Below are 26097 nucleotides of genomic sequence, written 5' to 3'. Positions count from 1 at the left end.
TCAGTAGGCGCCAGAGAGCAGGGCCCCTGCGTTGGGTACCCGCGTTTCCAGCCCCAGGCGCTTGAGCATCGCCCAGGTGGTGCAGGCTGCAGCGGACACGACAGGAATGCCCAACTGGTCCTGTGCCATCTGCACGGACGCCAGCGAGGGCATCTGCACGCAGGCCGAGATCACCACCACATCCACGCCGCGCGTGTCCAGCCGTTGCACCAGCTGGGCCGGGGCGGCGGGGTCCTGCGCGCCCACCTGCAGGTTGTCGGCAATTTCCAGCGACAGGCTGTCGTGCACGGCAATGCCCTCGTGCTCGATGTAGTCCACCACCAGCTGGGTCAGCGGCTTCATATAGGGCGTGAGCACCGAGACCTTCTTCGCGCCCATGGCCTCGAGCCCTTCGACCAGCGCGCCTGCGCTGGACACCACGGGCGCTGGCTTGCCATTGGCCACGGTGACCTCATGCAGCCGCTTTTCGGATGCGCGGTGGTAGCCCAGGCCCATGCTCATGATGGCCACGAGGCAGGCATAGCCCATCACGTCCATCTTGCCGTCCGACAGCTCCAGTGCGCAGCGGTCGGAGTCGCGGTCCATCGCGGCCAGCTCTTCCTTGGTGACCTTCTGCATGCGCATGCGGCTGGCGTGGAAGCTGAAGCGCTCGGGCAGGATCTGCTCGCGGGCGCGCAGCATGGCCGGGATCTCGGTCTCCATGGTGGTGTTGGAGCTGGGCACGATCTGCCCGATGCGGTAGGTGCGTTGCATGGTGGTCTTTCAGGAGTCAATGGGCAAAGCGCTGCCCGCCCGGCGCGCGGAGCGCCGGAAATGGGATCGCGCAGGGGATGTCTGTGGGCCGGTCAGTCGGCCTTGATACCGGCGGCCTTGATGGTCTTGGCCCAGTAGGCGGTTTCGGTCTTCACCAGCTCACCGAGGGCGTCGGGCGGCAGGTAGCGCAGTTCGATGCCCGCCGCGTCGGCGCGCTGGCGCGTCTCGGGCATGTCGAGCGCCTTCTTCACATCGGCCGTGAGCTTGGCCACCACGGCGGGTGGCGTGGCGGCCGGGGCGAACAGGCCCACCCAGGCTTCGAGCTTGAAGTCGGGCATGCCGGCCTCGGCCACGGTGGGCACGTTGGGAAGACCGGGGTGGCGCTTGGTGCCGGTCACGGCAAAGGCCTTGAGCTTGCCACTCAGCACATGCTGCATGACCGACGGTGGCGTGGTGATGAACACCTGCACCTGGCCCGCCAGCACATCGGCCACCGCAGGGCCCGAGCCACGGTAGGGGATGTGGGTCATGAAGGTGCCGCTCTGCTGCTTGAAGATCTCGGTGCCGATGTGCGACAGCGAGCCGTTGCCCTGCGAGGCGTAGTTCACCTTGCCCGGGTTGGCCTTGAGGTACGCGATGAATTCCTTGAGGTTGCTGGCTGGCACCGAGGGGTGGGCTGCAATCACATTCGTCGCCACGGTGAGCAGCGCGACGGGGGCAAAGTCCTTGGCCTCCCAGGGCAGGCTGGGGGTGAGCGCCGGGTTGCCCACGTGGTAGGCCGAGTACGAGATCAGCAGGTTGTAGCCATCGGCCTTGGCGCGGGCCACGGCGCCATAGGCCACGTTGCCACTGCCGCCTGCCTTGTTGTCGATCACCACGGGCTGGCCGATCACACGGGCCAGCGGCTCGTTGAGCAGGCGGGCCGAGGTGTCCACCACACCGCCGGGCGGGTTGGGCACGGTGAGCGTGATGGCTTTGCTGGGGTAGTTGTCTTGCGCCATGGCCAGGCCCGAGAGGGCCAGCGTGGCGGCCAGCAGGCTGTGCTTGATCGTCATGTTCGTCTCCACCAGATGTTGTAGTGAAGGTATTGTGGAAACAAGCGAATCAGCAGTCCAATATATTGTTGGTCTTGATCAAGACCTGAAAAGTATCAATGGAACTGCGCCATCTGCGTTACTTCGTCGCCCTGGCGGAAGAGCTGAGCTTCACACGCGCCGCGCAGCGCCTGCATGTCTCGCAGCCGCCGCTGAGCCTGCAGATCGCCCAGCTGGAACAAGAACTGGGCGCCCAGCTCTTCGTGCGCACCAGCCGGCGCGTGGAGCTGACGCTGGCAGGCCAGGCCTATCTGGTGGATGCACGCGCTGTGCTGGAGCGGCTGGACACGGCGCGCCAGCGTGTGGCGGCCATCGGCCAGGGGCAGGCGGGGCGCATTGAAGTGGGGCTGTCGGGCTCGCACTTCCTCGGGCCGTTTCCGGCGGCGCTGGCGCGCTACCGACAAAGCCATCCGGGCGTGGATGTGGTGCTGCACGAGATGCAGCCTTCGCTGCAGCAGGCTGCCCTGCGCGACAAACGCATCGATGTGGGCATCTCGCGCACGGCCGTCAACGACGACCAACTCGCCAGCACCCTGCTGTGGCCCGACCCTGTGGTGGCGGCTTTGCCGCCCGGCCACCCGCTGGCGGCGCGCAAGGCACTGGCCTTGAAGGACCTGCGCAGCGAGGCCTTCGTGATGCTGCGCCGCGACTCGTCGGCCCATGCTGAGCACATGGTGCAGTGCTGCGTGCAGGCCGGCTTTGCGCCCCGGGTGGCGCAGACCACGGTGGAGCTGGCCGCCGTGCTGAGCCTGGTGGCGGCCGGGCTGGGCGTGGCCCTGGTGCCGTCGTCCCTGGGCATGCTGTTCGGGCCGCGCGTGGTGTTCAAGCCCCTGGGCGCCAAAGCGCCGCGCGCCGATGTGCATGCGGTGCAGCGGCGCGACGACCTGCTGGGCGTGGTGCCGGCTTTCGTGCGGGTGATGGCGGGCTGACGTGGGCTCAGTGCCCCACAGGCACCACACCAGCGGCACGCACGGGGATGCCGCTGCGCCGGTCCAGCACACCGCTCCAGTGCGTGAGGGCCAGCGACACCAGCACCACCAGCGCACCGATCCACGGCGTGTGCTGCAGGCCCAGGTGCGTGACGATCAGGCCCCCGGCCCACGCGGCGCCGGCGATGCCCAGGTTGAACGCTGCGATGTTCAGGCCCGATGCCACGTCCACCGCCTGCGGCGTGAAGCGCTCGGCCTGCTTGACCACATACACCTGCAGCCCCGGCACATTGCCGAATGCCACGGCACCCCACAGCAGCACGGTGCCCACAGCCAGCCAGGGGTGGGGCGCGGTGAACTGCAGCAGCAGCAACACGGCCGCCAGCAGCGCAAAGATGATGTGCAGCGCCGGGATGGGGCCCAGCCGGTCGGCCAGCTTGCCGCCCCAGAGGTTGCCCACGGCCACGGACACGCCGTACACCAGCATCACCCAGCCCACCGAACCCGCGCTGAACCCCGAGATGTCGGTGAGGATGGGCGCGAGAAAGGTGAACGGAATGAAGGTGCCGCCGTAGCCGACGGCCGTCTTGGCATATACCAGCAGCAGGCGCGGCTCGGCCAGCACCTTGGCCTGCTGCAGCAGCGAGGCGGGCGGGGTATGCGCCAGGTTGCGCGGCACGAAGAGGGCGCTGCCGATGAAGGCTGCCGCGCCCAGGGTTGACACGGCCAGGAAGGTATCGCGCCAGCCAAAGTGCTGGCCGATGAAGGTACCCAGCGGCACGCCCGTGACCAGGGCCACCGTAAGGCCGGTGAACATGATGGCAATCGCACTCGCGGCCTTTTCGCGCGGCACCAGGCCGGTGGCGATGGTCGAGCCGATCGAGAAGAACACGCCATGCGCCAGCCCGGTGAGGATGCGCGCGGCCACCAGTGTCTCGTAGCTGGGGGCCTGCCAGGCCAGCAGGTTGCCGGCGGTGAACAAGGCCATCAGCGCCAGCAGCAGCGCCTTGCGCGGCAGCTTGCCGGTGAGTGCGGTGAGCACCGGGGCGCCGACGGCGACCCCGAGGGCGTACAGGCTGACCAGCAGGCCCGCCGAGGGGATGCTGATGGAAAGGTCTGCCGCCACGGTGGGCAGCAGGCCAACGATCACGAACTCGGTCGTGCCGATGGCAAAAGCGCTGAGCGTCAGCGCGAGCAAGGCAATGGGCATGGGAACACTCCAGTTTTCAGGCTTTCGGGCTCTGGAGTGTGGGGGTTTGGGTATTGCAGAAAAAGAGGGTGAGGCGCCATTGATAATTGACTGAAAATCAACAATCAAAGCGCCAGGAGCACCCATGAAAACCACGCTGGAAGAACTGCAGGCCTTTGTCGCCGTGGTGGATGGCGGTTCGATCACGGCCGCAGCCGACGCACTGGGCCAGACTGTCTCTGGCATCAGCCGGGCACTGGCGCGGCTGGAGAAAAAGCTGGACACCACGCTGCTTCGCCGCACCACGCGCCGCACTGAGCTGACCGAGGAGGGCCAGGCCTTTTTGCAGCGCACGCGCGCCATCCTGGCCTCCATCGACGACGCCGAGGAGCACATGGCTGCGCGCCGCCAGCAGCCCGCAGGCCGCCTGCGGGTGAATGCCGCCACGCCTTTCATGCTGCATGCCGTGGTGCCCCTGGTGCCAGCGTTTCGCGAGGCGTATCCGCAGATCACGCTGCAACTGGACACGGACGAAACGTACATCGACCTGCTGGAGCGGCGCACGGACGTGGCCATTCGCATCGGACAACTCCAGGACTCCAGCCTGCATGCGCGCCCCCTGTGCACCAGCCGCCTGCGGGTGCTGGCCAGACCCGACTACCTGGCGCGGACGGGCAGGCCCAAGAGCGTGGCGGACCTGGCGCGGCACACGCTGTTGGGCTTTCACCAGCCTGAGTCACTCAACCACTGGCCGCTGCGGGGCGAGCATGGCGATGCCTGGCCCATCGTGCCCAGCCTCACCGCGTCGAACGGCGAAACGTTGCGCCAGCTTGCGCTGCAGGGGGTGGGCATCGTGTGCCTGTCCGATTTCATGACGGCCGGTGACCGTGCGCGTGGCCACCTGGTGCAGGTGCTGGCCAAGGACACGGTGGAGGTGCGCCAGCCCATCAGCGCGGTGTACTACCGCAACACGCAGCTGGCGGCACGCATCGCGTGTTTTCTGGATTTTCTGCAGGAGCGTCTGGGCTGAGCAGGCCTGCCTTGCAGGCCCGCCGTTAGCGCAATGCGCGCAGCTGCTGCAGGCGAAGCAGCACCGCGTCGATGACGGCATTGGCACCCTCCACATCGCAGCTCCACAGCATTTCCAGCAACTCGATCAAGGCGATGGCGTTCGTTTCCTGCAGCGCTGCACGGGCGGCAGCCTGGAGGTCGTGCAGGTCCAGTTCCTGAAGAACATCAACGGTCAATCCCATGGGGCACTCCCTGTTTTTTTGAGGAGGCCCATGGTAGGTGCGTGGCGGCCGGGTGCCGGGCTGCGCGGCATGATCAAGATCAAGGGCCGATGAGAAACCCAGGCGCACTGGCGCCCGCCGTCAGCCGCGTGCCGGAATCGCCAGGCCCCTGGCCACCGCCGGGCGGGCCGCAAACGCATCGAGCACGCGCTGCACTTCCTTGAACTGGCCAAACTCCACCAGGTCGCCCGCGCCATAGAAGCCGATGAGGTTGCGCACCCAGGGCAGGATGGCAATGTCGGCGATGGTGTACTGGTCGCCCATCACCCATGGGCGACCTGCCAGGCGCTCGTCCAGCACCTTGAGCAGGCGCTTCGACTCAGCGACATACCGGTCGCGCGGGCGTTTGTCTTCGTAGTCTTTGCCCGCAAACTTGTGGAAGAACCCGAGCTGGCCAAACATGGGGCCCACGCCGCCCATCTGCCACATCACCCACTGCAGGGTCTCGTAGCGCCCGGCGGTGTCCTGCGGCATCAGCTGGCCGGTCTTGCTGGCCAGGTACACCAGGATGGCGCCGGACTCGAACAGCGCCAGCGGCTGGCCGTCCGGGCCGTTCGGGTCCAGGATGGCCGGGATCTTGTTGTTGGGGTTGAGCGAGAGAAACTCGGGGGAGGTCTGGTCGTTGGTCTCAAAGCTCACCAGGTGGGGCTCGTAGGGCAGGCCCAGTTCTTCCAGTGCAATCGACACCTTCACGCCGTTGGGCGTGGGCAGGGAATACAGCTGGATGCGGTTGGGGTGCCGGGCGGGCCATTTGCGGGTGATGGCAAAAGCGGAAAGATCGGTCATGCGAGGTTCCTGAAAAAGCCGGTGGAATCGAGAGAAGCTGCCAAGCGTAAGCCCGCACGTGGTTTGGCGCAGGGGCGGGGCCATAATCCCATCCCATGCAGATTCGCTTCACCAAAATGCAGGGCGCGGGCAACGATTTTGTGGTGCTCGACGAGACCCAGGGCCGCCTGGGGCTGAACACGGCCCAATACCGCTTCCTGGCAGATCGACACTTCGGTGTCGGGGCCGACCAGATTCTCACCGTGCGGCCTTCTCCTGGTGACGGCATTGACTTCGAATACGTGATCCACAACGCCGACGGCGGCGAGGTGGAGCAGTGTGGCAACGGCGCGCGCTGCTTTGCGCGCTTTGTGCATGACCGGGGCCTGTCGGGCAAGGACACCATTCGCGTGCAGACCAAAAGCGGCGTGATCGCGCCCCGCCTCGCGGGCGACGGCCGCGTCACGGTGGACATGGGGCGTCCCGAGTTCGACCCCGCCCAGGTGCCGTTCGACACCACCGGTCTCACGCCCGTGCAGCAGGGTTTGGGGCAAAAATGGCCGCTGGCGCTAGAAGAATATGCCCCTGGTGCTTCTGTTTTGATAGCTGTTACCTCCATGGGCAACCCGCATGCGGTGCAGTTGGTGGACAACGTGGACACCGCTCCGGTCGCGCAGACCGGGCCGCTGATCGAGCGCCATGCGCGCTTCCCCCAGCGGGTGAACGCCGGCTACCTGCAGATCGTGGACCGCTCCCATGTGCGCCTGCGCGTGTTCGAGCGCGGCGCAGGCGAGACCCTGGCCTGTGGCACCGGCGCCTGCGCGGCAGTGGCCAGCGGCATCCGCCTGGGGCTGCTCGACCCCGAGGTGCAGGTGGACACGCGCGGCGGCCGCCTCACCATTGCGTGGAGCGGTGCCGACACCGATTCCGTTTTCATGACAGGCCCCGCCACCACGGTGTTCGAGGGCCAGATCGACATTCCCGACACGCTCGTATGACTACCCACATCCCACCGATCACCGAAGACGACATCGCCCAGTTCCTCACCAACACGCCCGGCTTCTTCGAGCGCCATGCCGAGGTGCTGGCCAGTGTGCAGATCACCAGCCCGCACGGCGCGCGTGCGGTGAGCCTGCAGGAGCGCCAGGCCGAGATGCTGCGCGAGAAGATCAAGGGTCTGGAGCACCGCATCATGGAAATGGTGCGCAACAGCACCGAAAACGCGGCCATTGCCCAGAAGGTGCACCAATGGACTGGCAGCCTGCTGCAGGTGCGCGACCCGTTCGACCTGCCCCAGGCCGTGGTCGATGGCGTGCGCACCCTCTTCGACGTGCCCCAGGCGGCGGTGCGTGTATGGGAGGTGGCAGCGCCTTATATCGACGCCGACTTCACCCAGGGCGCGAGCGAGGACGCGCGGGCCTTTGCGTCGTCGCTGACCATGCCGTTCTGCGGGCCCAACCTGGGTTTTGAGCCTGCGGGCTGGCTGGCGCAAGAGGCCGGTGAGCCTGCACAGTCGCTGGCCCTGCTGCCGCTGCGCGCTGGCGCCATCGACAGCGCCACGCCTGCGTTTGGCCTGCTGGTGCTGGGGTCGCACGATCCACAGCGTTTTGATGCCACGATGGGCACCGACTTTTTGTCGCGCATGGCAGAGCTGGCGAGCGCAGCCCTTCTGCGGCTTCAGTAAGCAGTCGCAAGCCCCGCCGCCATTGCCAACCCAGCGGCGTCTCAGCCACGGCCCCCATGCCTGAAACGCCCGCGGCACCTACCACGCTCGACCCCCATGTCCTGCGGTATCTGGAACATGTGCGCGTCGAAAAGCGGCTGGCCGCGCGCACGCTCACGCTCTACACCCTCGACCTCGAAAAACTGGCGCAGTTTGCGGCCGGCGTGAATGTGCCGATGCTGCAGTTGCAGACCGCTCACATTCGCCGCTTTGTCGCGCAGATGCACAGCGGCGGCCGCAGCGGGCGGGGCATCGCGCTCATCCTGTCGGGCTGGCGCGGCTTTTTCATCTGGGCGGGGCGGCAGGGGCTGATCCCGCACAACCCGGTGCAGGACGTGCGTGCCCCCAAGGCGCCCAAGCCTTTGCCCAAGGCGCTGGGGGTGGACGACGCCGTGCGGCTGGCCGAGTTCGACAACACTGGCGCCGACCCCTGGCTGGAGGCGCGCGATGCAGCCATGGTAGAGCTGCTGTACGGCTGCGGGCTGCGCGTGGGCGAACTGGCGGGGCTCGATGCCATCCCCAACGCCGACACCCAGCGCCAGGGTCGTGGCTGGGTGGACCTGCAAGCGGGCGAGGCCCATGTGTTCGGCAAGGGCAGCAAGCGGCGCAGCGTGCCGGTGGGCGCGGCTGCCACGGCCGCGCTGCAGGCCTGGCTGCAGCTGCGGGCCACACCGTTTGGGGGCGAGGGCTCTGTGCGGCTGGACACCGCCCTGTTTGTGGGCCAGCGTGGCAAACGGCTCACGGCCCAGTCCATCTGGCTACGCCTGCGCCAGCGCAGCCAGCAGGCGGGGCTGACCACGCCGGTGCACCCGCACATGCTACGCCACTCGTTTGCCAGCCACCTGCTGCAGAGCAGTGGCGACCTGCGTGCGGTGCAGGAGCTGCTGGGCCACGCCAACATCACGACCACGCAGGTGTACACGCGGCTCGACTTTCAGCACCTGGCCAAGGTGTATGACGCGGCCCACCCGCGCGCGCGAAAGAAGTCCCCCTGAGTTGCCGTGCGGCGTCCCTCCAAAGGGCGGCGCGCCTGCTGGCCTGGCGGAACCAAGTGACAACCAGGCGCCTCCGAGCAACGTGGCGCCCGCTGTGGAGCGCCCTGGAGTTGTCCTCATGCTGCTGAAATGGATCCAATCGAACCGGTGGTTCATCGTGTTGCTGTTGTGCTTTGGCGTTTTTCGCACTGCAGTGGCCGACTGGAATCCCATCCCTTCGGGCTCGATGCGGCCCACGCTGCTGGAGGGGGACGTGGTGCTGGTCAATCGCCTGGCCTACGACCTCAAGCTGCCGCTCACGGACATGATCCTGGCGCACATTGATGATCCGCAGCGCGGCGATGTGGTCACCTTCTCCTCTCCACTGGATGGCACCCGCCTGATCAAGCGCATTGCGGCCTTGCCCGGAGACACGGTTGAGATGCGCAACGAGGTGCTCTACATCAACGGCCAGGCGGCCGAATACGAGATGCCCGATTCTGTGCAGGAGCCGGTGCTGCCAGGCCACACGCTCACGGCCACGCGCTGGACAGAGCGCCTGCTGGGGCATGAGCGCCGCGTGCAGTGGCTGCAGGGCGTGACTGCGCGCAGCAGCTTCGATCCGGTGCAGGTGCCCGAGGGCGAATACCTGGTGCTGGGTGACAACCGGGACAACAGTGCCGACTCGCGCTACATCGGCCTGGTGCCACGCCATCTGCTCATCGGGCAGGCGCACCGCGTGCTGCTGTCGGCCGATGTGCTGGGCCACTGGGCGCCGCGCCTGGAGCGCTTTGGCAAGGCGCTGTAGTCCCTCCAGTTCATCAGGGGCGCGGCCGGCACGCCTGGCCGCGCGGCTCAGGCGGCCGCCATCGGCAGATGGGCGTGACCCAGCAGGGGGCGGCGTACCGGCCGGTGTTGCACGACAGCGCGTGGCTCTTGCACGGGGACCTGGGCTTGGTCCTGGCCATCAGGCAGCTTGAAGGTGGCGACCGACTGGACCAGTTCGCCCGCCTGCTGGTTCAGGCTGGCAGCGGCTGCGGCCATTTCTTCCACCAGGGCGGCGTTTTGTTGGGTGGCGTGGTCCATCTGCGTTACCGCTTCGTTGATCTGATCCACTCCTTGGCTTTGTTCGGTGCTGGCGGCGCTGATCTCGCCCATGATGTCGGTGACACGGCGGATGGAGGCAACGACCTCACTCATGGTTTGACCGGCGCGGTCCACCAGGGCCGACCCGGCTTCCACGCGCTCCACACTGGTCCCGATCAGGCCCTTGATCTCGCGGGAGGCCTCGGCCGAGCGGCTCGCCAGCACGCGCACCTCGGTGGCCACCACGGCAAAGCCCCGGCCCTGGTCGCCAGCGCGTGCGGCCTCCACCGCCGCGTTCAGAGCCAGGATATTGGTCTGGAATGCGATGGAGTCGATGACGCCAATGATCTCGGAGATCTTGTTGCTGCTGTCGTTGATGTCCCTCATGGTGCGCACCACGTCAGCCACCACCTCGCCACCCTGCACTGCGATCGAGGTGGCGGTCTGGGCCAGCTGGTTGGCCTGGCGGGAGTTCTCGGCGTTCTGGCGCACAGTGGCGTTGAGCTGCTCCATGGAGGCGGCGGTCTCTTCGAGCGCGCTGGCTTGCTCTTCGGTGCGCGAAGACAGGTCGTTGTTGCCCTGTGCGATTTGTTCCGAAGCGCTGGCTACGTTGATGGAGCTCTGGCGCACCATGGCTACCATGGTGGCAAGGCTGTCCTGCATGCGCTTGAGTTGCGCCATCAGGCTGGAGGTGTCGCCGGGCCTGAGGTCAATGGCCACGGTCAGGTCGCCGTGCGCCACGCTGCGCGCCAGTGCGGCAGCAGTGCCCGGCTCGGTGCCCAACTGGCCCACGATGCTGCGGGTCACAAGGTAGCCAAAGCCCAGGGCGAATAGCACACCACTGGCAATAGCCAGCGCCACGAACCATCGCGTATGGGCATAGGACTCGACCGCTTGGTCATACTCCTTGCGCGCAGTGTCCAGTTGCACCTGCACCAGAGCGCCGAGCACGTCTTGCAGCGGATCGAGTGCGGGGTACATCTCTCGTGCGGCATAGTCGGTCAGGCCCGGCAGATCCTTGTTACCGATCAGGTTTTCCAGCGCTTGGACGGCGCCATCGGCTTTGGGCTGCAGCTCTTTGAATTGGGCTGCCAGGCGCACTTCGTCGGCCACCAGCTCGGTTGCCAGATAGGCGTTCCAGTTGTCACTGATGTCCTTCTTGGCTCTGGCGATCGAATCCAACCCTTGCTGCGGGGTGAGCGCGCCGTCGCGCACCTTGTGTGCGGTATCCACTACGTTCACGGCGTACGCGTCTGACACCAGCTTGATCTGTTTGAGTGGCACCACGCGGTCCTGGTACACGGTATTGAGCCCCGCGTTGGCGCGCTGCATGCCGGTGAGGCCTGCGCTGCCGATCACAACGGTCAGCACGCAAAGTACGGCCAGCAGCAGAGACAGGCGGGTAGAAATCTTCAGGTCATTGAAGTTCATGATTAGCAGTTCCTTGTGGGTGATGCAGCCGTTCAGTGGCTGGTGGCAGGTGTATCACTCGCTACCGATTTGGCAAGAAATTTCTCGATATCGAGCAGGATCAGCATGCGCGGGCCGACCGAGCCGATGGCCAGCAGGTGTTCGGGCTTGACGTTGCCGCGCAGGGCGGGCACGGGGCGCAGCTGTTCGCGCTCCAGCGTGAGCACGTCGGACACGCCGTCCACCACCACACCCACCGTCCGCTGGCCGATGTGCAGCACGATCACCACCTTCAGGTGGTCGTACTGCACAGCGGTCTGGCCCAGCTTCAGGCGCAGGTCGAGGATGGGCACGATCACGCCGCGCAGGTTCATCACGCCCAAAAGCTCACCGGTCGCGTTGGCGATGGTGGTGGGCTTCTCGTACGACCGGATCTCCTGCACGCGCAGGATGTCCACCCCGTATTCCTCGTTGCCTATCTTGAAGGCCAGAAATTCGCGAAGGTCGGTCATCACGGCCTGGGCCGTGCCGGGCGCGGGGGCTAGGCGGGTGATGCTGGGGCGTGTGGCAGAGGTGGTCATCGGAGTGTTTGTGATAAAAATGATAATTTAAGCAATTCTATCGATTAAAAATCATATTTGTCAAATATGCGATTTCAATGCGGCAGATCGGCTGCGTTCCTGCCGGGCTGGGAAGGGCTGGCTGGGCCTGCCTGATGGGGGTGTGACCAGGGGCGTGGGTAGCTTTTGCGCGCAGTTTTCCATCGGCGGGTGGCTCACCCGTGCCCGCCAGCACGCACAATCCGGGTCATGAAAACCCTTCGACTCCGCGCGGGCAAAGAGCGCTCGCTGTTGCGCCGCCATCCCTGGATCTTTGAATCGGCCATCGCCAAGGGCGGCGGCGACAGCGGCGAGACCGTGCGCGTGGAATCGCACGAAGGCCAGTTTCTGGCCTGGGCTGCGTACAGCCCCAGCTCGCGCATCCGCGCGCGGGTGTGGAGCTTTGACGAGGCGCAGCGCATTGATGCTCCGTTTTTTATAGCTGCTTGCGCACGTTCCATCATCGCCAGAGCCCGTTTTGATGTGCAAAGTGATGGCGTGCGCCTGGTGCACGGCGAATCCGACGGTCTGCCGGGGCTCATCGTGGACCGCTATGGCGATACGCTGGTGGCGCAGTTCACCAGCGCGGGCACCGAGCGCTGGAAGGGCGTGATTGCCGATGCGCTGCTGCGCGAAACGGGGCTGACCAAGCTCTACGAGCGCTCGGATGCCAGCGTGCGTTCGCTGGAGGGCTTGGAGCCCGCCACCGGCTGGCTGCGCGGCGGGCCCACGGGTGCTGCAGGTGATGGCGAGGGGCCGCCGCTCGAACTCACGATCCGTGAACACCAGTGGCGTCTGACGCTCAACATCGCTGAGGGCCACAAGACCGGCTTCTATCTGGACCAGCGCGACAGCCGCCAGCGGTTTGCTGACTACACCCAGCGCCTGGGTTTCAAGCATGTGCTCAACTGCTTTTGCTACACCGGCGGCTTCAGCGTGGCGGCACTGGCGGGTATGCGTGCAGCGGGCACCGTGGCCGACGGGCACGTGACCTCCATCGATTCCTCGGGCCCGGCCCTGGAGCGCGCCCGCGCCCATGTGGCGCTCAACGGGTTCGATCCGAACCGGGCCACCTTCCTCGATGCCGACGTGAATGCCTCGCTGCGCCAGTTCCTCAAGGAAGGCCAGCGTTTTGACGCCATCATCCTGGACCCGCCCAAGTTCGCCCCCACGGCGGCCCACGCCGAGCGGGCCGCGCGCGCCTACAAGGACATCAACCGGCTGGCGCTGCAGTTGCTGTCGCCCGGCGGGGTGCTGTTCACCTTCTCGTGCTCGGGCGGCATCAGCGCCGACCTGTTCCACAAGATCGTGGCCTCGGCCGGAGCGGATGCAGGGGTGGACGGCTACATCCTGGAGCGCCTGGGCGGCGCGCCCGACCACCCGATGACGCTGGAGTTTCCGGAGGGCGAGTACCTCAAGGGGCTGGTGGTGATGCGCAAGGGGTGAGCTTTCCGGTGCCAGCAGGGGCTTGACAGCCTCGGTACACTGAAAAAGATGCCCCTGGGTGGGGCACTGCGCCGCGCAGCGCAAGTATTTGATTCCCTTGAAAGACAGATTTATGGCACTGATCCCCGTCACCATCCTCACCGGCTTCCTGGGCTCGGGCAAAACGACGTTGCTCAAGCGCCTCTTGAGCGAAGCCCATGGCCAGAAGATCGCCGTGATCGAGAACGAATTCGGCGAAGAAAACATCGACAACGACATCCTGGTGACCGAGTCCAAGGAGCAGATCGTACAGATGAGCAATGGCTGCATCTGCTGCACCATCCGCGAAGACCTGCGCGAGACGCTGCAACTGCTGGCGGCCAAGAAGCGCAAGGGCTTGCTTGACTTTGACCGCATCGTGATCGAGACCACCGGCGTGGCCGACCCGGGCCCCGTCGCACAGACCTTCTTCATGGACGAAGAGATCGCCGAAACCTACCTCATCGACTCGATCATCACGCTGGTGGACGCCAAGCATGCGCCACAGCAGCTCAACGACCGGCAGGAGGCGCGCCGCCAGGTGGGGTTTGCGGACCAGATCTTCCTGTCCAAGACCGACCTGGTGTCCAAGGACGAGACCGAAGCGCTGATCCATCGCCTGAAGCACATGAACCCGCGCGCGCCCATCAAGGCCGTGCATTTTGGCGAAGTGCCGCTCAAGGAGGTGCTGGACCTGCGCGGCTTCAACCTCAATGCCAAGTTGGACATCGACCCGGACTTCCTCAAGGAAGAAGGGGATGGGCATGACCACCACGACCATGACCACGAACATGGCGAACACTGCAGCCACCCCTCCCACCAGCATGAGCACGGCCATGGCCATCACCATCACCACGATGACGATGTGAAGAGTTTTGTGTACCGATCGGACCGCCCGTTCGATCCGGCCAAGCTCGAAGACTTCCTTGGCGCCATCGTCAATATTTACGGCCCGCGCATGCTGCGCTACAAAGGGGTGCTGAATATGAAGGGCACTGAACGCAAGGTCATATTCCAGGGCGTGCACCAGCTCATGGGCAGCGACCTGGGCCCCCAGTGGGCCGAGGGCGAGGCGCGTACCAGCAAGATGGTCTTTATTGGCATTGACCTGCCCAAGGACATCTTCCTGCAGGGGCTGGAGCAAAGCCTGGTTTGACCTGTTCGCCGGTTCCGAGGGGGCGATGGAGCCCGATTTGTGTTGTATCTGCAACGTTTCCGTTTGCGTCAGCCCAGGTCGATACAATCGCGCCCCGGCAAGAACCTGTGAACAGGTTCTAGACCCCGGAAGGCTTGCCACACGCCCTTGGCTGCGAATGCAGCTGGGGCCCGCCCGTACTGCGAGGAGACCAGGAAGTGAAAGCCGACACCAGCAAATCCAAGGGGGCCACCAAGGCACCCCCTGCCGCGGCGAAAAGCGCCGCCGCCCCAGCGGCACCCAAAGTTGCTGCGAAGGCCACTACCAAGGCTGCTGCGGCACCCAAGGTGGTCGCGCCCCCGGCCGTGGCGGCACCCGCTCCGGCGCCCGCACTGCAAGCGGGCTCGCAGGTACCCGTGCGCACAACCCGGCCTTCTTCCCGATTGGCCCAATTGACCGTACCATCCATGGCACAGACGGTGGCTTCGACAGCTGCCAAAGCCAGTTATCAACACACCATGCCCACGACCGCGCAAGCGCAGCCCACTTACACGGCTGCCAAAAAAGACCCCAAGCTGGCGAACAACTGGAAAACCAAGTCCGTCGCCGAGCTGACCGACGCTGAAGTCATGGCCATGCCCGACAGCGAGTACATGAACGAAAAGCAGATGGCGTTCTTCCGCCTCAAGCTCGTTCAGCTCAAGCAGGACATCCACAACAGCGCCGGCGAAACCACTGAGCATCTGCGTGAGGACACCGTGGTGGTGCCCGACCCGGCCGACCGCGCCACCATCGAAGAAGAGCACGCACTGGAGTTGCGCACCCGCGACCGGGAGCGCAAGTTGCTCAAGAAGATCGAACAATCCATTGCCCGCATTGATGCAGGTGACTACGGTTACTGCGACGAAACCGGTGAGCCCATTGGTGTGGGCCGCCTGATCGCACGTCCCACCGCCACGCTGTCGCTCGAAGCGCAGCAACGCCGCGAACTCAAGCAGAAGATGTTTGGGGATTGAGCAGGCAGCCGCCTGTTGATCAACGAGCGCACTCTGCACCCTGAGCCATGAGCAAGGAAGAATCGACCCCTGGCGGCCTGCTATCGAAGGTTGTGCGGTTCGTGAAGAATCCGACCGTCAATTGGACGGAGCTGGACTCCCTCCAGGACGACCGGGAGAGCCAGTACAGCAAGCAGATGCTCAAGGAGATGATCGAGCGCAAGCGCCGCAACGATTTTGTGCGGCGCCGCGAGTTCGATCAGCTGCGCAAGCTGCGCCAGCGCGAGGTCTTGCACGGGCAGCGGGTGGAAGATGCCGCAGGGCGCCCCTCGTTTTTCCAGAGCAGCATGGCATCGCCCGACGAGCGGGCCGTGACGCTCAAGAAGATCGACGAGATCGAAGCGCAGATGTCCCAGCAGTGGTGGAAGAGCAAGCAGGGCGCCGACGCACCCACCCAACCAGGGGTGATGCCGGATTCCAGCACGGAGGCGTCTGCGGAAGAGCAAGCCCGTGCCTATGCGCCCACGGTGCCCGGGAGCCTGTCTGCCCCGCTGGATACCAAACCCGCCGTTCAGCCTCTGTTCGCTGATGACAGCATGGCCATTGGCCGCTTTGGTGGCACGGACGCCACCATGCTGCCCGGCAGCACCCCACACGTCGAAGCATCCTTCAGCCCTGCGGCTCCCACGGCTGCGCCCGCGCCCGCATTCGAACCGGAGGAATTCGTGCACGAACCCGATCTTGAAGAAGCCGCCATCCGGTTTGCCAATGGTGACCATGCAGGGGCCGAGTCTGGCCTGCTGGAGGTGCTGGCCCAGCACCAGCAGGACGATCCAGCGCAGCAGCTGGAAATCTGGATGACGCTGTTCGACCTTTACCGGGCCACCGGGCAGCACGACCGTTTTGACACCCTGGCCATCGACTTTGCCGCGCAATATGGCCGCTCGGCGCCGCTGTGGTTTTCCATCCCGGCGCAACTGGGCCTGGCCGTTGAAGTGGCTCCCGCTGCCGAGCCTGCCGCCGCCATGCGCCGTGATTTCAGCTGGAACGCTCCGCCCACCGTGGCGGTTTCTTCGGTGGCCGCACTGCAGGCCTCGCTGGCCCGTGCGGCGTCCCCCTGGACGCTGTCCTGGTCACGCCTTGCTTCGATTGACGAGGCGGCAGTGCCCCTGTTGGCTGACCAGTTCAGCCTTTGGGCCGACCGCGATGTCCAGATCGTGTTTTCGGGGGTTGAAAAGCTCCATGCCCTGCTCGATGCCAAGACCCAGTCGGGCGACCGCTCGAACAGCCCCGAGTGGTGGCGTTTGCGCATGGCAGCCATGCGCCTCATGGGCAAGCCCGACGAGTTTGAACTGGTGGCGCTCGACTACTGCGTGACCTACGAAGTCTCTCCGCCCTCCTGGGTGTCGCCACGTTGCGGATACTCGGACAACGAGGGTGTGTCTTCGGGCTCTGCGCCTCTGGCCGCTGACAGCGACTTCATGGCGTCCGATCTCGGTGAGTCGTCGGTCCCCGCTCCCTTGGAGACCGGACCCGTCGCACAGCTCAGCGGCCATATCGACGGCGATGCCACGCCCCTGCTGCAGCCGTTCGAGGCGCACTTCAAGCCCGGCGTGCCGCTGACCATTGCCTGCGACAAGCTGATCCGGGTGGACTTTGCGGCTGCAGGCTCCGTGCTCAACTGGGCGGCCGAGCAACAGGGCCACGGCCATGTGATCCAGTTCCACAACTTGCAGCGGCTGGTGGCGATCTTCTTCAACGTGATCGGAATCAACGAGCACGCCTGGGTGGTCCCCCGGAAGAACTAGCAGCACCTCTCCTGGGGGGGGGGGGGCTGTTCCGGTCCAGATTCCAGTCTTGCGGGCGTTGGGTAATGGCGTGTCGCGTGGTTAGCCAGGCTGCGTGTGCGGCATCCGTCCCGAGGGCGGCTTGCAAAATGCCTGGTGATCCCCATCTGCCGCAGCTATGGATTCATCTCAAGACAACCATCCGGTGTTCCACGGCACCACCATCCTCAGTGTGCGTCGTCAGACGCCTTCCGGCATCCAGGTCGCCATCGGCGGCGATGGGCAGGTCACGCTGGGCAACATCGTGGTCAAGGGCACGGCGCGCAAGGTGCGCAAGCTCTACCACGGCAAGGTGCTGGCGGGCTTTGCGGGCGCCACGGCCGATGCGTTCACGCTGTTCGAGCGCTTCGAGGCGAAGCTGGAAAAGCACCAGGGCCACCTGACGCGCGCTGCCATCGAACTCACCAAGGACTGGCGTACCGACCGGGTCTTGCGCCGCCTCGAAGCCATGCTGGCCGTGGCCGACGCCAGTGCGTCGCTCATCATCACCGGCAATGGCGACGTGCTGGAGCCCGAGCAAGGCATCGTGGCGATTGGCTCGGGGGGCGCTTATGCGCACTCGGCGGCCAAGGCGCTGCTGGTGAATACCGAGTTGTCTGCCCAAGAGATCGTGAAAAAGTCGCTCGAAATTGCGGGCGAACTCTGCATCTACACCAACATGAACCACACCATCGAGACGCTCTGAGCGTGCGACGGTGGAACAGGCCCCGCGCTGGCCTCACGGTCAGCGCATCGGGGGCTAAATGCTCTGTTTTTTATAGCTGCTGGTGCATGATTCACTAGCGCTACAGTCCCATTTGATACCAGGAAGACCTGTATGTCGTCCATGACCCCCCAGGAAATCGTCTCCGAGCTGGACCACCACATCGTGGGCCAGGCCAGCGCCAAGCGTGCCGTGGCCATCGCTCTGCGCAACCGCTGGCGCCGCCAGCAGGTGGAAGGCAGCCTGCGCCAGGAGATCACGCCCAAGAACATCCTCATGATCGGCCCCACCGGCGTGGGCAAGACCGAGATTGCACGCCGCCTTGCAAGACTCGCCGATGCGCCCTTCATCAAGGTCGAGGCCACCAAGTTCACCGAGGTGGGCTACGTGGGCAAGGACGTGGATTCCATCATCCGCGACCTGGCCGAGATGGCTGTGAAGCAGACGCGCGAGGCCGAGATGAAGAAGGTGCGCACCCGCGCCGAAGATGCCGCCGAGGAACGCATCCTGGACGTGCTGATCCCCCCGGCCCGCGCAGCGGCAGGCAGCGAACCCGCCGCTGACAACACGGCCCGCCAGGTCTTTCGCAAGAAGCTGCGCGAAGGTGCACTGGATGACAAGGAGATCGAGATCGACGTGGCCGAAGGCCGCCCCCAGCTCGAAATCATGGGCCCCCAGGGCATGGAAGAGATGACCGAGCAGCTGCGTGGCATGTTCAGCCAGCTGGGGCAGGACAAGCGCAAGACCCGCAAACTCAAGATTGCCGAGGCCCTGAAGCTCATCGCCGATGAAGAGGCGGCCAAGCTGGTCAACGAAGAGGACATCAAGACCCGCGCGGTGGTCAGCGCCGAGCAAAACGGTATCGTCTTCATCGATGAGATCGACAAGGTGGCCGCGCGGCAGGAAAGCAGTGGCGCCGACGTATCGCGCCAGGGCGTGCAGCGCGACCTGCTGCCGCTGGTGGAGGGCACCACGGTGTCCACCAAGTACGGCATGATCAAGACGGACCACATCCTGTTCATCGCCTCGGGGGCGTTCCACCTGTCCAAACCCAGCGACCTGATCCCGGAGCTGCAGGGACGGTTCCCGATCCGGGTGGAGCTGGAATCGCTGTCGGTCAAGGACTTCGAAGCCATCCTCACCCAGACCCATGCGTCGCTGGTCAAGCAGTACCAAGCGTTGCTGGCCACCGAGGGCGTCACGCTGGAGTTCGCGCCCGAGGGCATCACCCGCCTGGCGCACATCGCCTTTGAGGTGAACGAACGCACCGAGAACATCGGCGCGCGCCGCCTGTCCACGGTGATGGAGCGCCTGCTGGACGAGGTGAGCTTTGACGCCACCCGCCTGGCCGGCCAGACCATCACCATCGACGCCGCCTACGTCGATACCCGCCTGCAGACCCTGAGCCAGGACGAGGACCTGTCGCGCTACATCCTGTGACCACTCGGTCAAGCCTTGAGAGGTCACTTTCATAGGCCTCTCTAAGTGCTTCTTTTTCAACGACTTTTGGCGTTCTGGTGTCTGAAAAAACGCATCTAAGTCGTTGATTTCATTGAAAAGTTTGTGGGACAACCCCCTTGTTCGGTGTGCTTTTCCTGCTACAGTGCAAAAAAGTGCAATTAAGTGGTGAAAAGTGCCCTCAAGGTCCGTTTCTGGACCTGCGAGGCGCAAAACCGAACTGGGAATCTGTCCGTGTTTCAAGGTGCCTCGTCGCTGAGTCTCGATGCGAAGGGTCGGCTGTCCGTGCCGACCCGGCATCGTGACGTCCTCGCGGCCACGGCATCCGGTCAGCTCACCATCACCAAGCACCCGCACGGCTGCCTCATGGTCTTCCCCCGCCCTGAATGGGAGAAGTTCCGCGAGCGCATCGCCCAGCTGCCCATGTCCGCCCAGTGGTGGAAGCGCATCTTCCTGGGCAATGCCATGGATGTGGACATGGACGCCACCGGCCGTGTGCTGATCTCCCCCGAGCTGCGCGAAGCCGCCGGTATTTCCAAAGACACCATGCTGCTGGGCATGGGCAACCATTTCGAACTCTGGGACAAGGCCACCTACGACGAGCAGGAAGCCAAGGCCATGCAGGGTGAGATGCCGGATGTCTTCAAGGACTTCTCCTTTTAAGGCGCGCTGTGACATCCCCCTTGCAACACACCACCGTCCTGCTGAATGAGGCCGTGGACTCTCTCCTGGGCGGCGCAGGCACGGAGCCTTCCGGCACCTGGATCGATGCGACCTTCGGGCGCGGCGGGCACTCCCGCCTCATCCTGCTCCGGCTAGGCCCCCAGGGGCGCCTGGTGGCCTTTGACAAGGACCCCGAAGCCATCGCCGAAGCAACGCGCATCACCGATGCGCGTTTTTCCATTCGGCACGAAGGTTTTCGCCATCTGGCCGACCTGCCGCCCGCCAGTGCTGCGGGCGTTCTGATGGACCTGGGCGTGAGCTCGCCCCAGATCGACAGCCCCGAGCGGGGCTTCAGTTTCCGTTTTGACGGTCCGCTGGACATGCGCATGGATACCACGCGCGGCGAAAGCGTGGCCGATTGGTTGGCCACGGCCGAAGTCGGTCAGATTGCGGAGGTGATACGTGACTACGGTGAAGAACGGTTTGCTGGCCCCATTGCAAAGGCGATTGTTGCTCGGCGCGAAGAACGGGGTCCTCTTGCAACCACCGCAGAATTGGCCGACCTCGTGGCTGGCGCGGTCAAAACCCGCGAGCCGGGCCAGAACCCTGCAACGCGCACATTTCAAGCTCTTCGGATTTTCATCAACGCCGAGCTTGAAGAGCTGCAACAGGCGCTAGAGGCCAGCCTCTCGGTGCTGCAGCCCGGTGGGCGGCTGGTGGTCATCAGCTTCCATTCGCTCGAAGACCGCATCGTCAAGCAGTTCATCGCCAAACATTCCAAGGAGGTCTACGACCGCCGCGCACCGTTTGCTGCGCCGCAGGCCATGAAGCTCATCGCGCTCGACCGCATCAAGCCCAGTGCGGCCGAGGTCGAGGCCAATCCCCGCTCGCGCAGCGCCATCATGCGCGTGGCCGAGCGCACGGCAGTCGTCTGACATGACGCGGCTCAACGTGGTCCTGTTGCTGGCGGTGCTGGCCAGTGCGATCTATCTGGTGCACACCCAGTACGAATCGCGCCGCCTGTTCACCGAGCTGGACCGCGCCGTGGCCGAGGCCCGCCGTCTGGAGACGGAGCACCAGCGCCTGCAGGTGGAAAAGCGCGCCCAGGCCACGCCGCTGCGGGTGGAGAAGATCGCGCGTGCGCAGCTGAACATGCGCACCGCCACCCCAGCGATCACCCAGTACGTGTCTGACCCGCAAGGCGTCGCAACTGCCACCGCAGCGGCAACAGCCGCCGCTTCGCAACCCGCCGGGGTGCAGCCATGAGCCGCAGCGTGCTCTATACATCCAGCCCTTTGCTGGCCAGCAAGACGCCGGTCTGGCGCAGCAAGTTCATCGTGGCGGTGATTGGGCTGGGCTTTCTGGGGCTGGCTGGGCGGGCGGCCTATGTGCAGGTGTTTGGCAACGCGTTCTTCCAGCGTCAGGGCGAGGTGCGTTTTGCGCGCACGCTGGAGTTACCTGCCAACCGCGGCAAGATCGTGGACCGCAATGGCCTGATCCTCGCGTCCAGCGTGCCGGCTGCCAGCATCTGGGCGATCCCCGAAGACGTGGACCAGGACAAGCCCGAGGTTCGCGCCAAGCTCAAGCAGCTGGCCAAGCTGCTGGACATGCCGCAGGCCGACCTGCTGAAAAAACTGGCGGATGAGGACAAGACCTTCGTCTGGATCAAGCGTCAGCTTGACTGGGATGTGGGCCAGCAGATCGCAGCCCTGGACATCAAGGGCATCTACCAGCGCAAGGAATACAAGCGCCAGTATCCCGAGGGCGAGGCTGCCGCACACGTGGTGGGCTTCACCAACGTGGAAGACCACGGCCAGGAAGGCATGGAGCTGGCGTTCGATAAGGAGCTGGCGGGCAAGCCCGGTTCGCGCCGCGTGATCAAGGACCGATTGGGTCGTGTGGTCGAAAGCGTGGGCGAAACCGTGCCCCCGGTCGATGGCAAGGACATGCAGTTGTCCATCGACAGCAAGGTGCAGTTCTTTGCGTACCAGAAGCTGCGCGACCAGGTCGCCGCGCACAAGGCCAAGGCGGGCAGCGTGGTGGTGCTCGATGCCCACACGGGTGAGCTGCTGGCGCTGGCCAACTACCCGAGCTACGTGCCCGACAAGCGCCAGAACCTGACTGGCGAGCAGTTGCGCAACCGTGCGCTGACCGACGTGTTCGAGCCCGGCTCGACCATGAAGCCGTTCACCATCGGCCTGGCGCTGGAGACCGGGCGCGTGCGCCCCGAGACCGTGGTGGATACCAACCCCGGACGCATCACCATCACAGGCTCCACGATCTCGGACACGCACAACTACGGCGTGCTCACGGTCGAAGGCGTGATCCAGAAGTCCAGCAACGTGGGCACCACCAAGCTGGCCATGCAGATGCCCGCGCGCGAGATGTGGGAGACCTTCTCGGCCGCCGGTTTTGGTCAGAAGCCCCAATTGCACTTCCCGGGCGTGGTGACGGGCCGCCTGCGCCCCTACAAGAGCTGGCGCCCCGTGGAGCAGGCCACCATGTCGTACGGCTACGGCCTCTCGGCCAGCCTGTTCCAGATGGCACGGTCGTACACCGTGTTTGCCAATGGCGGTCGGGTGATTCCCGCCACCATGCTCAAGACGGCCGAGCCCGCCGTGGGCGTGCCTGTTTTTTCCGAGCGCACGGCCGACCAGGTGCGCAAGATGCTGCAGATGGCCGCAGGCCCCGGCGGCACGGGCCAGAAGGCGCAGACCGTGGGCTACTCCGTGGGCGGCAAGTCGGGCACGGCACGCAAGCAGGTGGGCAAGAACTACGCCTCGGGCAAGTACCGCGCGTGGTTCACCGGCATGGCACCCATCGACAAGCCCCGCATCATCGTGGCCGTGATGATCGACGAGCCCAGCAACGGCGTGTTCTACGGCGGTGCCGTGGCCGCGCCGGTGTTCAGCGAGGTGGTGCAGCAGACCCTGCGCATGATGGGTGTGCAGCCCGACATGGCCGTCAAGCCGCAGATCGTGGCCAATGCCGTGGAGGAGTCGCTGTGATGCAAGCGCCGCTCCACACCCTCCAGACTGCCAGCGACGCGGTGCAATGGCTGCGCACGCGCGTCACCGGCGCCCTGCACACCGACAGCCGCCAGATCACGCCCGGCGACGGCTTTATTGCCTGGCCCGGTGCCGCCACAGACGGCCGCGCGCATGTGGCCGACGCCATGGTGCGTGGCGCCACGGCCTGCCTCGTCGAACAGGCGGGGGTCGAGGCCTTCGCTTTTGCGGGCGACCACATGGCGGCGCTGCAAGGTCTCAAGGCCGCCACAGGGCCCATCGCCGCCGAATGGTTTGCACAACCCACGCAGCAGCTGAAGGTGCTGGCGGTGACGGGAACCAACGGCAAGACCAGCACGGCGTGGTGGCTCGCAGGTGCTCTGAATGCGCTATCGAATGAGGAGCAATCAGGGCAAGATCAATGTGCGCTGGTGGGCACTTTGGGCATGGGACTGCCACCCGCGCTCACCTCCACCGGCATGACCACGCCCGACCCGGTGCGGTTGCAGCGCGCGTTTGCCCAGTTTGTGGCGCAGGGCCTCGGTGCCTGCGCTATCGAGGCTTCGTCGATTGGATTGGCCGAGGCCCGGCTTGACGGCACGCACATCCACGCGGCCATCTTCACCAACTTCACGCAAGACCACCTGGACTACCACGGCAGCATGGCCGATTACTGGCTGGCCAAGCGGGCGCTGTTCGACTGGCCGGGCCTGCAGGCTGCCATCATCAATGTGGACGACCCCGCAGGCGCCCAATTGCATGGCGAGCTGAACGGCAGTGCCCTGGATCTGTGGAGCGTCTCGGCCCAGGGGGCTGCGCGCTTGGCTGCGCAGGACATCACCCTGGGCGACCAGGGGCTGTGTTTCACGGTGGCCGAGGGCTCTGACCGGCAGCTGCTGCAAACCCGCGTGATCGGCCAGTACAACGTGCTGAACCTACTGGGGGTGCTGGCCACGCTGCGCAGCCTGGGTGTGCCGCTGGGCCGCGCTGTGCGCGCCTGCGCAAGCCTGCAGCCCGTGCCGGGCCGCATGCAGCGGCTGGTGGCGGTGGGCCAACCCCTGGTGGCCGTGGACTACGCCCACACTCCCGACGCTTTGGACAAGGCCCTGCAAGCCCTGCGCCCCCTGGCCACCGAGCGTGGCGGGCGGCTGTGGTGTGTGTTCGGCTGCGGCGGCGACCGCGACGCGGGCAAACGCCCGCTGATGGGTGCCGTAGCCCAGCAGCAGGCCGACCAGGTGCTGGTGACCAGCGACAACCCCCGCAGCGAAGACCCGGCCGCCGTCCTGCACCAGATCCTGCAGGGCACGATTGCCGGTGGCACCGTGCGTGCTGAGCCTGACCGTGCGGCCGCCATCGCCCAAGCCATTGCCGAAGCCGCACCTGCCGACGTGGTGCTGATTGCCGGCAAGGGCCACGAAGACACCCAGGAGACGGCAGGCGTGCGCGTGCCGTTCTCCGACATGGCCCACGCGCAGGCTGCGCTGCAGGCCCGAGGAGCCCACACATGGGCATGAACACCATTGCACCCGTCATGACACTGCAGCAAGCCTGGGCACTGCTGCAGCCGCGCATTCCCGCCGCCCGCTTGGTGGGCGATGGCGCCACGCCGCTGGCGCGTGTGCATACCGACACGCGCACCCTGCAGCCGGGCGATCTGTTTGTGGCGCTCAAGGGGGAGCGTTTTGATGCCAACGCCTTCCTGGCCGATGCCCGTGCTGGCGGCGCCGCTGCAGCCATTGCACACGGTGGCCTGGAGGCAGCCGGTTTGCCCGGCATCGAAGTGCCCGACAGCCTGGCTGCGCTGGGCGCACTTGCCACCGGCTGGCGTACGCAGTTCCACCTGCCGCTGATCGGCGTGACGGGCAGCAATGGCAAGACCACGGTGACGCAGATGATCGCGTCCATCCTGCGTGCCTGGCAGGGTGAAGCTGCGTTTGCCACGCAGGGCAATTTCAACAACGACATCGGTGTGCCGCTGATGCTGATGCGCCTGCGCGCCAGCCACCGCGCCGCCGTGATCGAGATGGGCATGAACCACCCTGGCGAGATCGCCACGCTGGCCGCCATGGCCCAGCCCACGGTGGCCTTGGTCAACAACGCGCAGCGGGAGCATCTGGAGTTCATGCATACCGTCGAGGCGGTGGCCCGCGAGAACGGCTCGGTGTTTGCCAGCTTGCCGGCCGATGGCGTAGCCGTGTTCCCCTCAGGGGATTCCTACACGGGCCTCTGGCAGTCACTGGCTCTGGGGCGGCCCGGCCGCCGCACGGTGACCTTTGGTGATGGCGGCGATGTTCGCTGTGCGCAGGCCACGTGGGAGCGCGGCGCCTGGGCGGTCACCCTGACTACACCACGCGGCGAGATCACGACCCGCCTGCACATCGCTGGCCGCCACAACGTCACCAACGCGCTGGCGGCCACGGCGTGCACGCTGGCAGCGGGTGCACCCGTCGCGGCCATTGCCCAGGGGCTGCGCGACTTCACACCGGTCAAGGGCCGCTCGCGCGCTTTCAGTGTGACCGTCGCGGGCCGCGACATCACGGTGGTGGACGACACGTACAACGCGAACCCCGACTCCATGCACGCTGCCATCCAGGTGCTGGCCGAACTGCCAGGCCCGCAACTGCTGGTGATGGGCGACATGGGCGAGGTGGGCGACCAGGGGCCACAGTTCCACACCGAGGCCGGCGCACTGGCCCGTGAGGCTGGTATCCCCACGATGTTTGCGCTGGGCGCGCAGTCGGTGCACGCCGCGTCGGCGTACGGCGACGGGCAGGGTGGTGTTGCCCGGCATTTCAACGATATGAGCGCACTGCAGGATGCGGTGCGCAACGCCCTGCCCACGGTGGGCAGCGTGCTGGTCAAGGGATCGCGATTCATGAAGATGGAACAGGTGGTCGAGGCGATCAGCGCCGCCGCACTGCCCCCAGAACAACAACAAAAGCCGATCAACCCACGGGAGGGACACCATGGCGCAACGCATTGATATTGCCCGTACGGTGTCAGCCCATGC

The 26097-nt window shown here is 65.6% G+C and carries 25 protein-coding genes; 18 read left to right on the top strand and 7 right to left on the bottom strand.

The window, feature by feature from the left end; all coding sequences use genetic code 11:
* Together ATF69_RS04130 and ATF69_RS04125 are read right to left on the bottom strand one after the other, a co-directional pair.
* Complete coding sequence (locus ATF69_RS04130; RefSeq protein WP_056059285.1) at positions 1-753, bottom strand: maleate cis-trans isomerase family protein; 753 nt, start codon at positions 751-753, stop codon at positions 1-3.
* 92 nt (positions 754-845) lie between these two features.
* Entirely contained in the window at positions 846-1808 is a 963-nt protein-coding gene (locus tag ATF69_RS04125; RefSeq protein WP_146869972.1) for a Bug family tripartite tricarboxylate transporter substrate binding protein, read from the bottom strand.
* A 98-nt stretch (positions 1809-1906) separates the two neighbouring features.
* Between ATF69_RS04125 and ATF69_RS04120 the strand changes: the two genes are divergently transcribed.
* Entirely contained in the window at positions 1907-2776 is an 870-nt protein-coding gene (locus ATF69_RS04120) for a LysR substrate-binding domain-containing protein (protein WP_056059282.1), read from the top strand.
* A 7-nt stretch (positions 2777-2783) separates the two neighbouring features.
* Here the strand turns inward: ATF69_RS04120 and ATF69_RS04115 are convergent, their stop codons facing one another.
* Positions 2784-3986 carry an MFS transporter gene (locus tag ATF69_RS04115; RefSeq protein ID WP_146869971.1) on the bottom strand — a complete coding sequence of 401 codons (1203 nt, stop codon included), beginning with the start codon at positions 3984-3986 and terminating at the stop codon, positions 2784-2786.
* A 124-nt stretch (positions 3987-4110) separates the two neighbouring features.
* Here ATF69_RS04115 and ATF69_RS04110 point away from each other — a divergent pair, with 124 nt between their 5' ends.
* Entirely contained in the window at positions 4111-4995 is an 885-nt protein-coding gene (locus ATF69_RS04110) for a LysR family transcriptional regulator (RefSeq protein ID WP_146869970.1), read from the top strand.
* A gap of 25 nt (positions 4996-5020) precedes the next feature.
* Here ATF69_RS04110 and ATF69_RS04105 read toward each other — a convergent pair whose 3' ends face one another.
* Together ATF69_RS04105 and ATF69_RS04100 are read right to left on the bottom strand one after the other, a co-directional pair.
* Positions 5021-5218 (bottom strand): hypothetical protein, encoded by a 198-nt coding sequence (locus ATF69_RS04105; RefSeq protein ID WP_146869969.1) that lies wholly within the window; start codon positions 5216-5218, stop codon positions 5021-5023.
* 120 nt (positions 5219-5338) lie between these two features.
* Positions 5339-6043, bottom strand: a complete 705-nt coding sequence (locus tag ATF69_RS04100) for a glutathione S-transferase N-terminal domain-containing protein (RefSeq protein ID WP_146869968.1) — start codon at positions 6041-6043, stop codon at positions 5339-5341.
* Positions 6044-6138: 95 nt separating this feature from the next.
* On the opposite strand from ATF69_RS04100, the gene dapF reads away from it, so the two are divergent.
* From dapF to lepB, 4 genes are all read left to right on the top strand, one after another.
* On the top strand, positions 6139-7020 hold the full coding sequence (gene dapF / locus ATF69_RS04095; protein ID WP_146869967.1) for a diaminopimelate epimerase: 882 nt from the start codon (positions 6139-6141) through the stop codon (positions 7018-7020).
* Entirely contained in the window at positions 7017-7706 is a 690-nt protein-coding gene (locus tag ATF69_RS04090; RefSeq protein WP_056059265.1) for a DUF484 family protein, read from the top strand. Before dapF ends, ATF69_RS04090 begins: the two co-directional genes overlap by 4 nt.
* Positions 7707-7762: 56 nt before the next feature.
* A complete protein-coding gene (locus tag ATF69_RS04085) occupies positions 7763-8740 on the top strand; it encodes a tyrosine recombinase XerC (RefSeq protein WP_146869966.1) in 978 nt (325 codons plus the stop codon).
* 118 nt (positions 8741-8858) lie between these two features.
* The gene (lepB, locus tag ATF69_RS04080; RefSeq protein ID WP_082522360.1) at positions 8859-9527 is read left to right on the top strand and encodes a signal peptidase I; all 669 of its coding nucleotides are present in this window, start codon (positions 8859-8861) and stop codon (positions 9525-9527) included.
* A 47-nt stretch (positions 9528-9574) separates the two neighbouring features.
* Here the strand turns inward: lepB and ATF69_RS04075 are convergent, their stop codons facing one another.
* Together ATF69_RS04075 and ATF69_RS04070 are read right to left on the bottom strand one after the other, a co-directional pair.
* Complete coding sequence (locus ATF69_RS04075) at positions 9575-11236, bottom strand: methyl-accepting chemotaxis protein (protein WP_146869965.1); 1662 nt, start codon at positions 11234-11236, stop codon at positions 9575-9577.
* Between the two features lie 32 nt (positions 11237-11268).
* Entirely contained in the window at positions 11269-11796 is a 528-nt protein-coding gene (locus tag ATF69_RS04070) for a chemotaxis protein CheW (RefSeq protein ID WP_099731229.1), read from the bottom strand.
* Positions 11797-12024: 228 nt separating this feature from the next.
* Here ATF69_RS04070 and ATF69_RS04065 point away from each other — a divergent pair, with 228 nt between their 5' ends.
* The 12 genes from ATF69_RS04065 to ATF69_RS04010 all read left to right on the top strand — a co-directional run bounded on the left by ATF69_RS04065 (position 12025) and on the right by ATF69_RS04010 (position 26070).
* Complete coding sequence (locus ATF69_RS04065) at positions 12025-13260, top strand: class I SAM-dependent rRNA methyltransferase (RefSeq protein WP_099731228.1); 1236 nt, start codon at positions 12025-12027, stop codon at positions 13258-13260.
* Positions 13261-13372: 112 nt separating this feature from the next.
* A complete protein-coding gene (locus tag ATF69_RS04060) occupies positions 13373-14434 on the top strand; it encodes a CobW family GTP-binding protein (RefSeq protein WP_146869964.1) in 1062 nt (353 codons plus the stop codon).
* A gap of 197 nt (positions 14435-14631) precedes the next feature.
* Positions 14632-15429, top strand: a complete 798-nt coding sequence (dksA, locus tag ATF69_RS04055) for an RNA polymerase-binding protein DksA (protein ID WP_082564985.1) — start codon at positions 14632-14634, stop codon at positions 15427-15429.
* Between the two features lie 47 nt (positions 15430-15476).
* On the top strand, positions 15477-17216 hold the full coding sequence (locus ATF69_RS04050) for an STAS domain-containing protein (protein ID WP_056059240.1): 1740 nt from the start codon (positions 15477-15479) through the stop codon (positions 17214-17216).
* A 157-nt stretch (positions 17217-17373) separates the two neighbouring features.
* Positions 17374-17940: an ATP-dependent protease subunit HslV gene (gene hslV / locus ATF69_RS04045; protein ID WP_056059237.1), complete on the top strand. Its 567-nt coding sequence runs from the start codon at positions 17374-17376 to the stop codon at positions 17938-17940.
* A 132-nt stretch (positions 17941-18072) separates the two neighbouring features.
* Complete coding sequence (gene hslU / locus ATF69_RS04040) at positions 18073-19398, top strand: ATP-dependent protease ATPase subunit HslU (RefSeq protein WP_146869963.1); 1326 nt, start codon at positions 18073-18075, stop codon at positions 19396-19398.
* Positions 19399-19650: 252 nt separating this feature from the next.
* Positions 19651-20079 (top strand): division/cell wall cluster transcriptional repressor MraZ, encoded by a 429-nt coding sequence (gene mraZ, locus ATF69_RS04035; protein WP_015012546.1) that lies wholly within the window; start codon positions 19651-19653, stop codon positions 20077-20079.
* A gap of 8 nt (positions 20080-20087) precedes the next feature.
* On the top strand, positions 20088-21014 hold the full coding sequence (rsmH, locus tag ATF69_RS04030) for a 16S rRNA (cytosine(1402)-N(4))-methyltransferase RsmH (RefSeq protein WP_146869962.1): 927 nt from the start codon (positions 20088-20090) through the stop codon (positions 21012-21014).
* Between the two features lies 1 nt (position 21015).
* Positions 21016-21345 (top strand): cell division protein FtsL, encoded by a 330-nt coding sequence (gene ftsL / locus ATF69_RS04025; protein ID WP_121941978.1) that lies wholly within the window; start codon positions 21016-21018, stop codon positions 21343-21345.
* Positions 21342-23087: a peptidoglycan D,D-transpeptidase FtsI family protein gene (locus tag ATF69_RS04020; RefSeq protein WP_116748936.1), complete on the top strand. Its 1746-nt coding sequence runs from the start codon at positions 21342-21344 to the stop codon at positions 23085-23087. The genes ftsL and ATF69_RS04020 overlap by 4 nt, the downstream gene beginning before the upstream one ends.
* Positions 23087-24601, top strand: a complete 1515-nt coding sequence (locus ATF69_RS04015) for a UDP-N-acetylmuramoyl-L-alanyl-D-glutamate--2,6-diaminopimelate ligase (protein WP_146869961.1) — start codon at positions 23087-23089, stop codon at positions 24599-24601. The genes ATF69_RS04020 and ATF69_RS04015 overlap by 1 nt, the downstream gene beginning before the upstream one ends.
* Positions 24592-26070 (top strand): UDP-N-acetylmuramoyl-tripeptide--D-alanyl-D-alanine ligase, encoded by a 1479-nt coding sequence (locus tag ATF69_RS04010; RefSeq protein ID WP_146869960.1) that lies wholly within the window; start codon positions 24592-24594, stop codon positions 26068-26070. The genes ATF69_RS04015 and ATF69_RS04010 overlap by 10 nt, the downstream gene beginning before the upstream one ends.
* Positions 26071-26097 lie beyond the last annotated feature (27 nt).

This window comes from Acidovorax delafieldii (genome assembly GCF_007993815.1).
Lineage (GTDB): Bacteria > Pseudomonadota > Gammaproteobacteria > Burkholderiales > Burkholderiaceae_C > Acidovorax > Acidovorax delafieldii.
The sequence above is the reverse complement of the archived record's forward strand: the minus strand, read 5'-3'. Positions and strand labels throughout refer to the sequence as shown.

Excerpts from the sequence above, each read along its gene's own strand:
- ATF69_RS04065 (WP_099731228.1), top strand. The coding sequence starts at position 12,025 with ATGAAAACCCTTCGACTCCGCGCGGGCAAAGAGCGCTCGCTGTTGCGC.
- ATF69_RS04100 (WP_146869968.1), bottom strand. The coding sequence starts at position 6,043 with ATGACCGATCTTTCCGCTTTTGCCATCACCCGCAAATGGCCCGCCCGG.
- hslU (WP_146869963.1), top strand. The coding sequence starts at position 18,073 with ATGTCGTCCATGACCCCCCAGGAAATCGTCTCCGAGCTGGACCACCAC.
- ATF69_RS04020 (WP_116748936.1), top strand. The coding sequence starts at position 21,342 with ATGAGCCGCAGCGTGCTCTATACATCCAGCCCTTTGCTGGCCAGCAAG.
- ATF69_RS04070 (WP_099731229.1), bottom strand. The coding sequence starts at position 11,796 with ATGACCACCTCTGCCACACGCCCCAGCATCACCCGCCTAGCCCCCGCG.
- ATF69_RS04120 (WP_056059282.1), top strand. The coding sequence starts at position 1,907 with ATGGAACTGCGCCATCTGCGTTACTTCGTCGCCCTGGCGGAAGAGCTG.
- hslV (WP_056059237.1), top strand. The coding sequence starts at position 17,374 with ATGGATTCATCTCAAGACAACCATCCGGTGTTCCACGGCACCACCATC.
- ATF69_RS04010 (WP_146869960.1), top strand. The coding sequence starts at position 24,592 with ATGGGCATGAACACCATTGCACCCGTCATGACACTGCAGCAAGCCTGG.
- ATF69_RS04060 (WP_146869964.1), top strand. The coding sequence starts at position 13,373 with ATGGCACTGATCCCCGTCACCATCCTCACCGGCTTCCTGGGCTCGGGC.
- ATF69_RS04125 (WP_146869972.1), bottom strand. The coding sequence starts at position 1,808 with ATGACGATCAAGCACAGCCTGCTGGCCGCCACGCTGGCCCTCTCGGGC.
- ATF69_RS04075 (WP_146869965.1), bottom strand. The coding sequence starts at position 11,236 with ATGAACTTCAATGACCTGAAGATTTCTACCCGCCTGTCTCTGCTGCTG.
- ATF69_RS04085 (WP_146869966.1), top strand. The coding sequence starts at position 7,763 with ATGCCTGAAACGCCCGCGGCACCTACCACGCTCGACCCCCATGTCCTG.
- ATF69_RS04090 (WP_056059265.1), top strand. The coding sequence starts at position 7,017 with ATGACTACCCACATCCCACCGATCACCGAAGACGACATCGCCCAGTTC.
- ATF69_RS04050 (WP_056059240.1), top strand. The coding sequence starts at position 15,477 with ATGAGCAAGGAAGAATCGACCCCTGGCGGCCTGCTATCGAAGGTTGTG.
- dapF (WP_146869967.1), top strand. The coding sequence starts at position 6,139 with ATGCAGATTCGCTTCACCAAAATGCAGGGCGCGGGCAACGATTTTGTG.
- ftsL (WP_121941978.1), top strand. The coding sequence starts at position 21,016 with ATGACGCGGCTCAACGTGGTCCTGTTGCTGGCGGTGCTGGCCAGTGCG.
- ATF69_RS04110 (WP_146869970.1), top strand. The coding sequence starts at position 4,111 with ATGAAAACCACGCTGGAAGAACTGCAGGCCTTTGTCGCCGTGGTGGAT.
- lepB (WP_082522360.1), top strand. The coding sequence starts at position 8,859 with ATGCTGCTGAAATGGATCCAATCGAACCGGTGGTTCATCGTGTTGCTG.
- ATF69_RS04015 (WP_146869961.1), top strand. The coding sequence starts at position 23,087 with ATGCAAGCGCCGCTCCACACCCTCCAGACTGCCAGCGACGCGGTGCAA.
- ATF69_RS04115 (WP_146869971.1), bottom strand. The coding sequence starts at position 3,986 with ATGCCCATTGCCTTGCTCGCGCTGACGCTCAGCGCTTTTGCCATCGGC.
- ATF69_RS04105 (WP_146869969.1), bottom strand. The coding sequence starts at position 5,218 with ATGGGATTGACCGTTGATGTTCTTCAGGAACTGGACCTGCACGACCTC.
- ATF69_RS04130 (WP_056059285.1), bottom strand. The coding sequence starts at position 753 with ATGCAACGCACCTACCGCATCGGGCAGATCGTGCCCAGCTCCAACACC.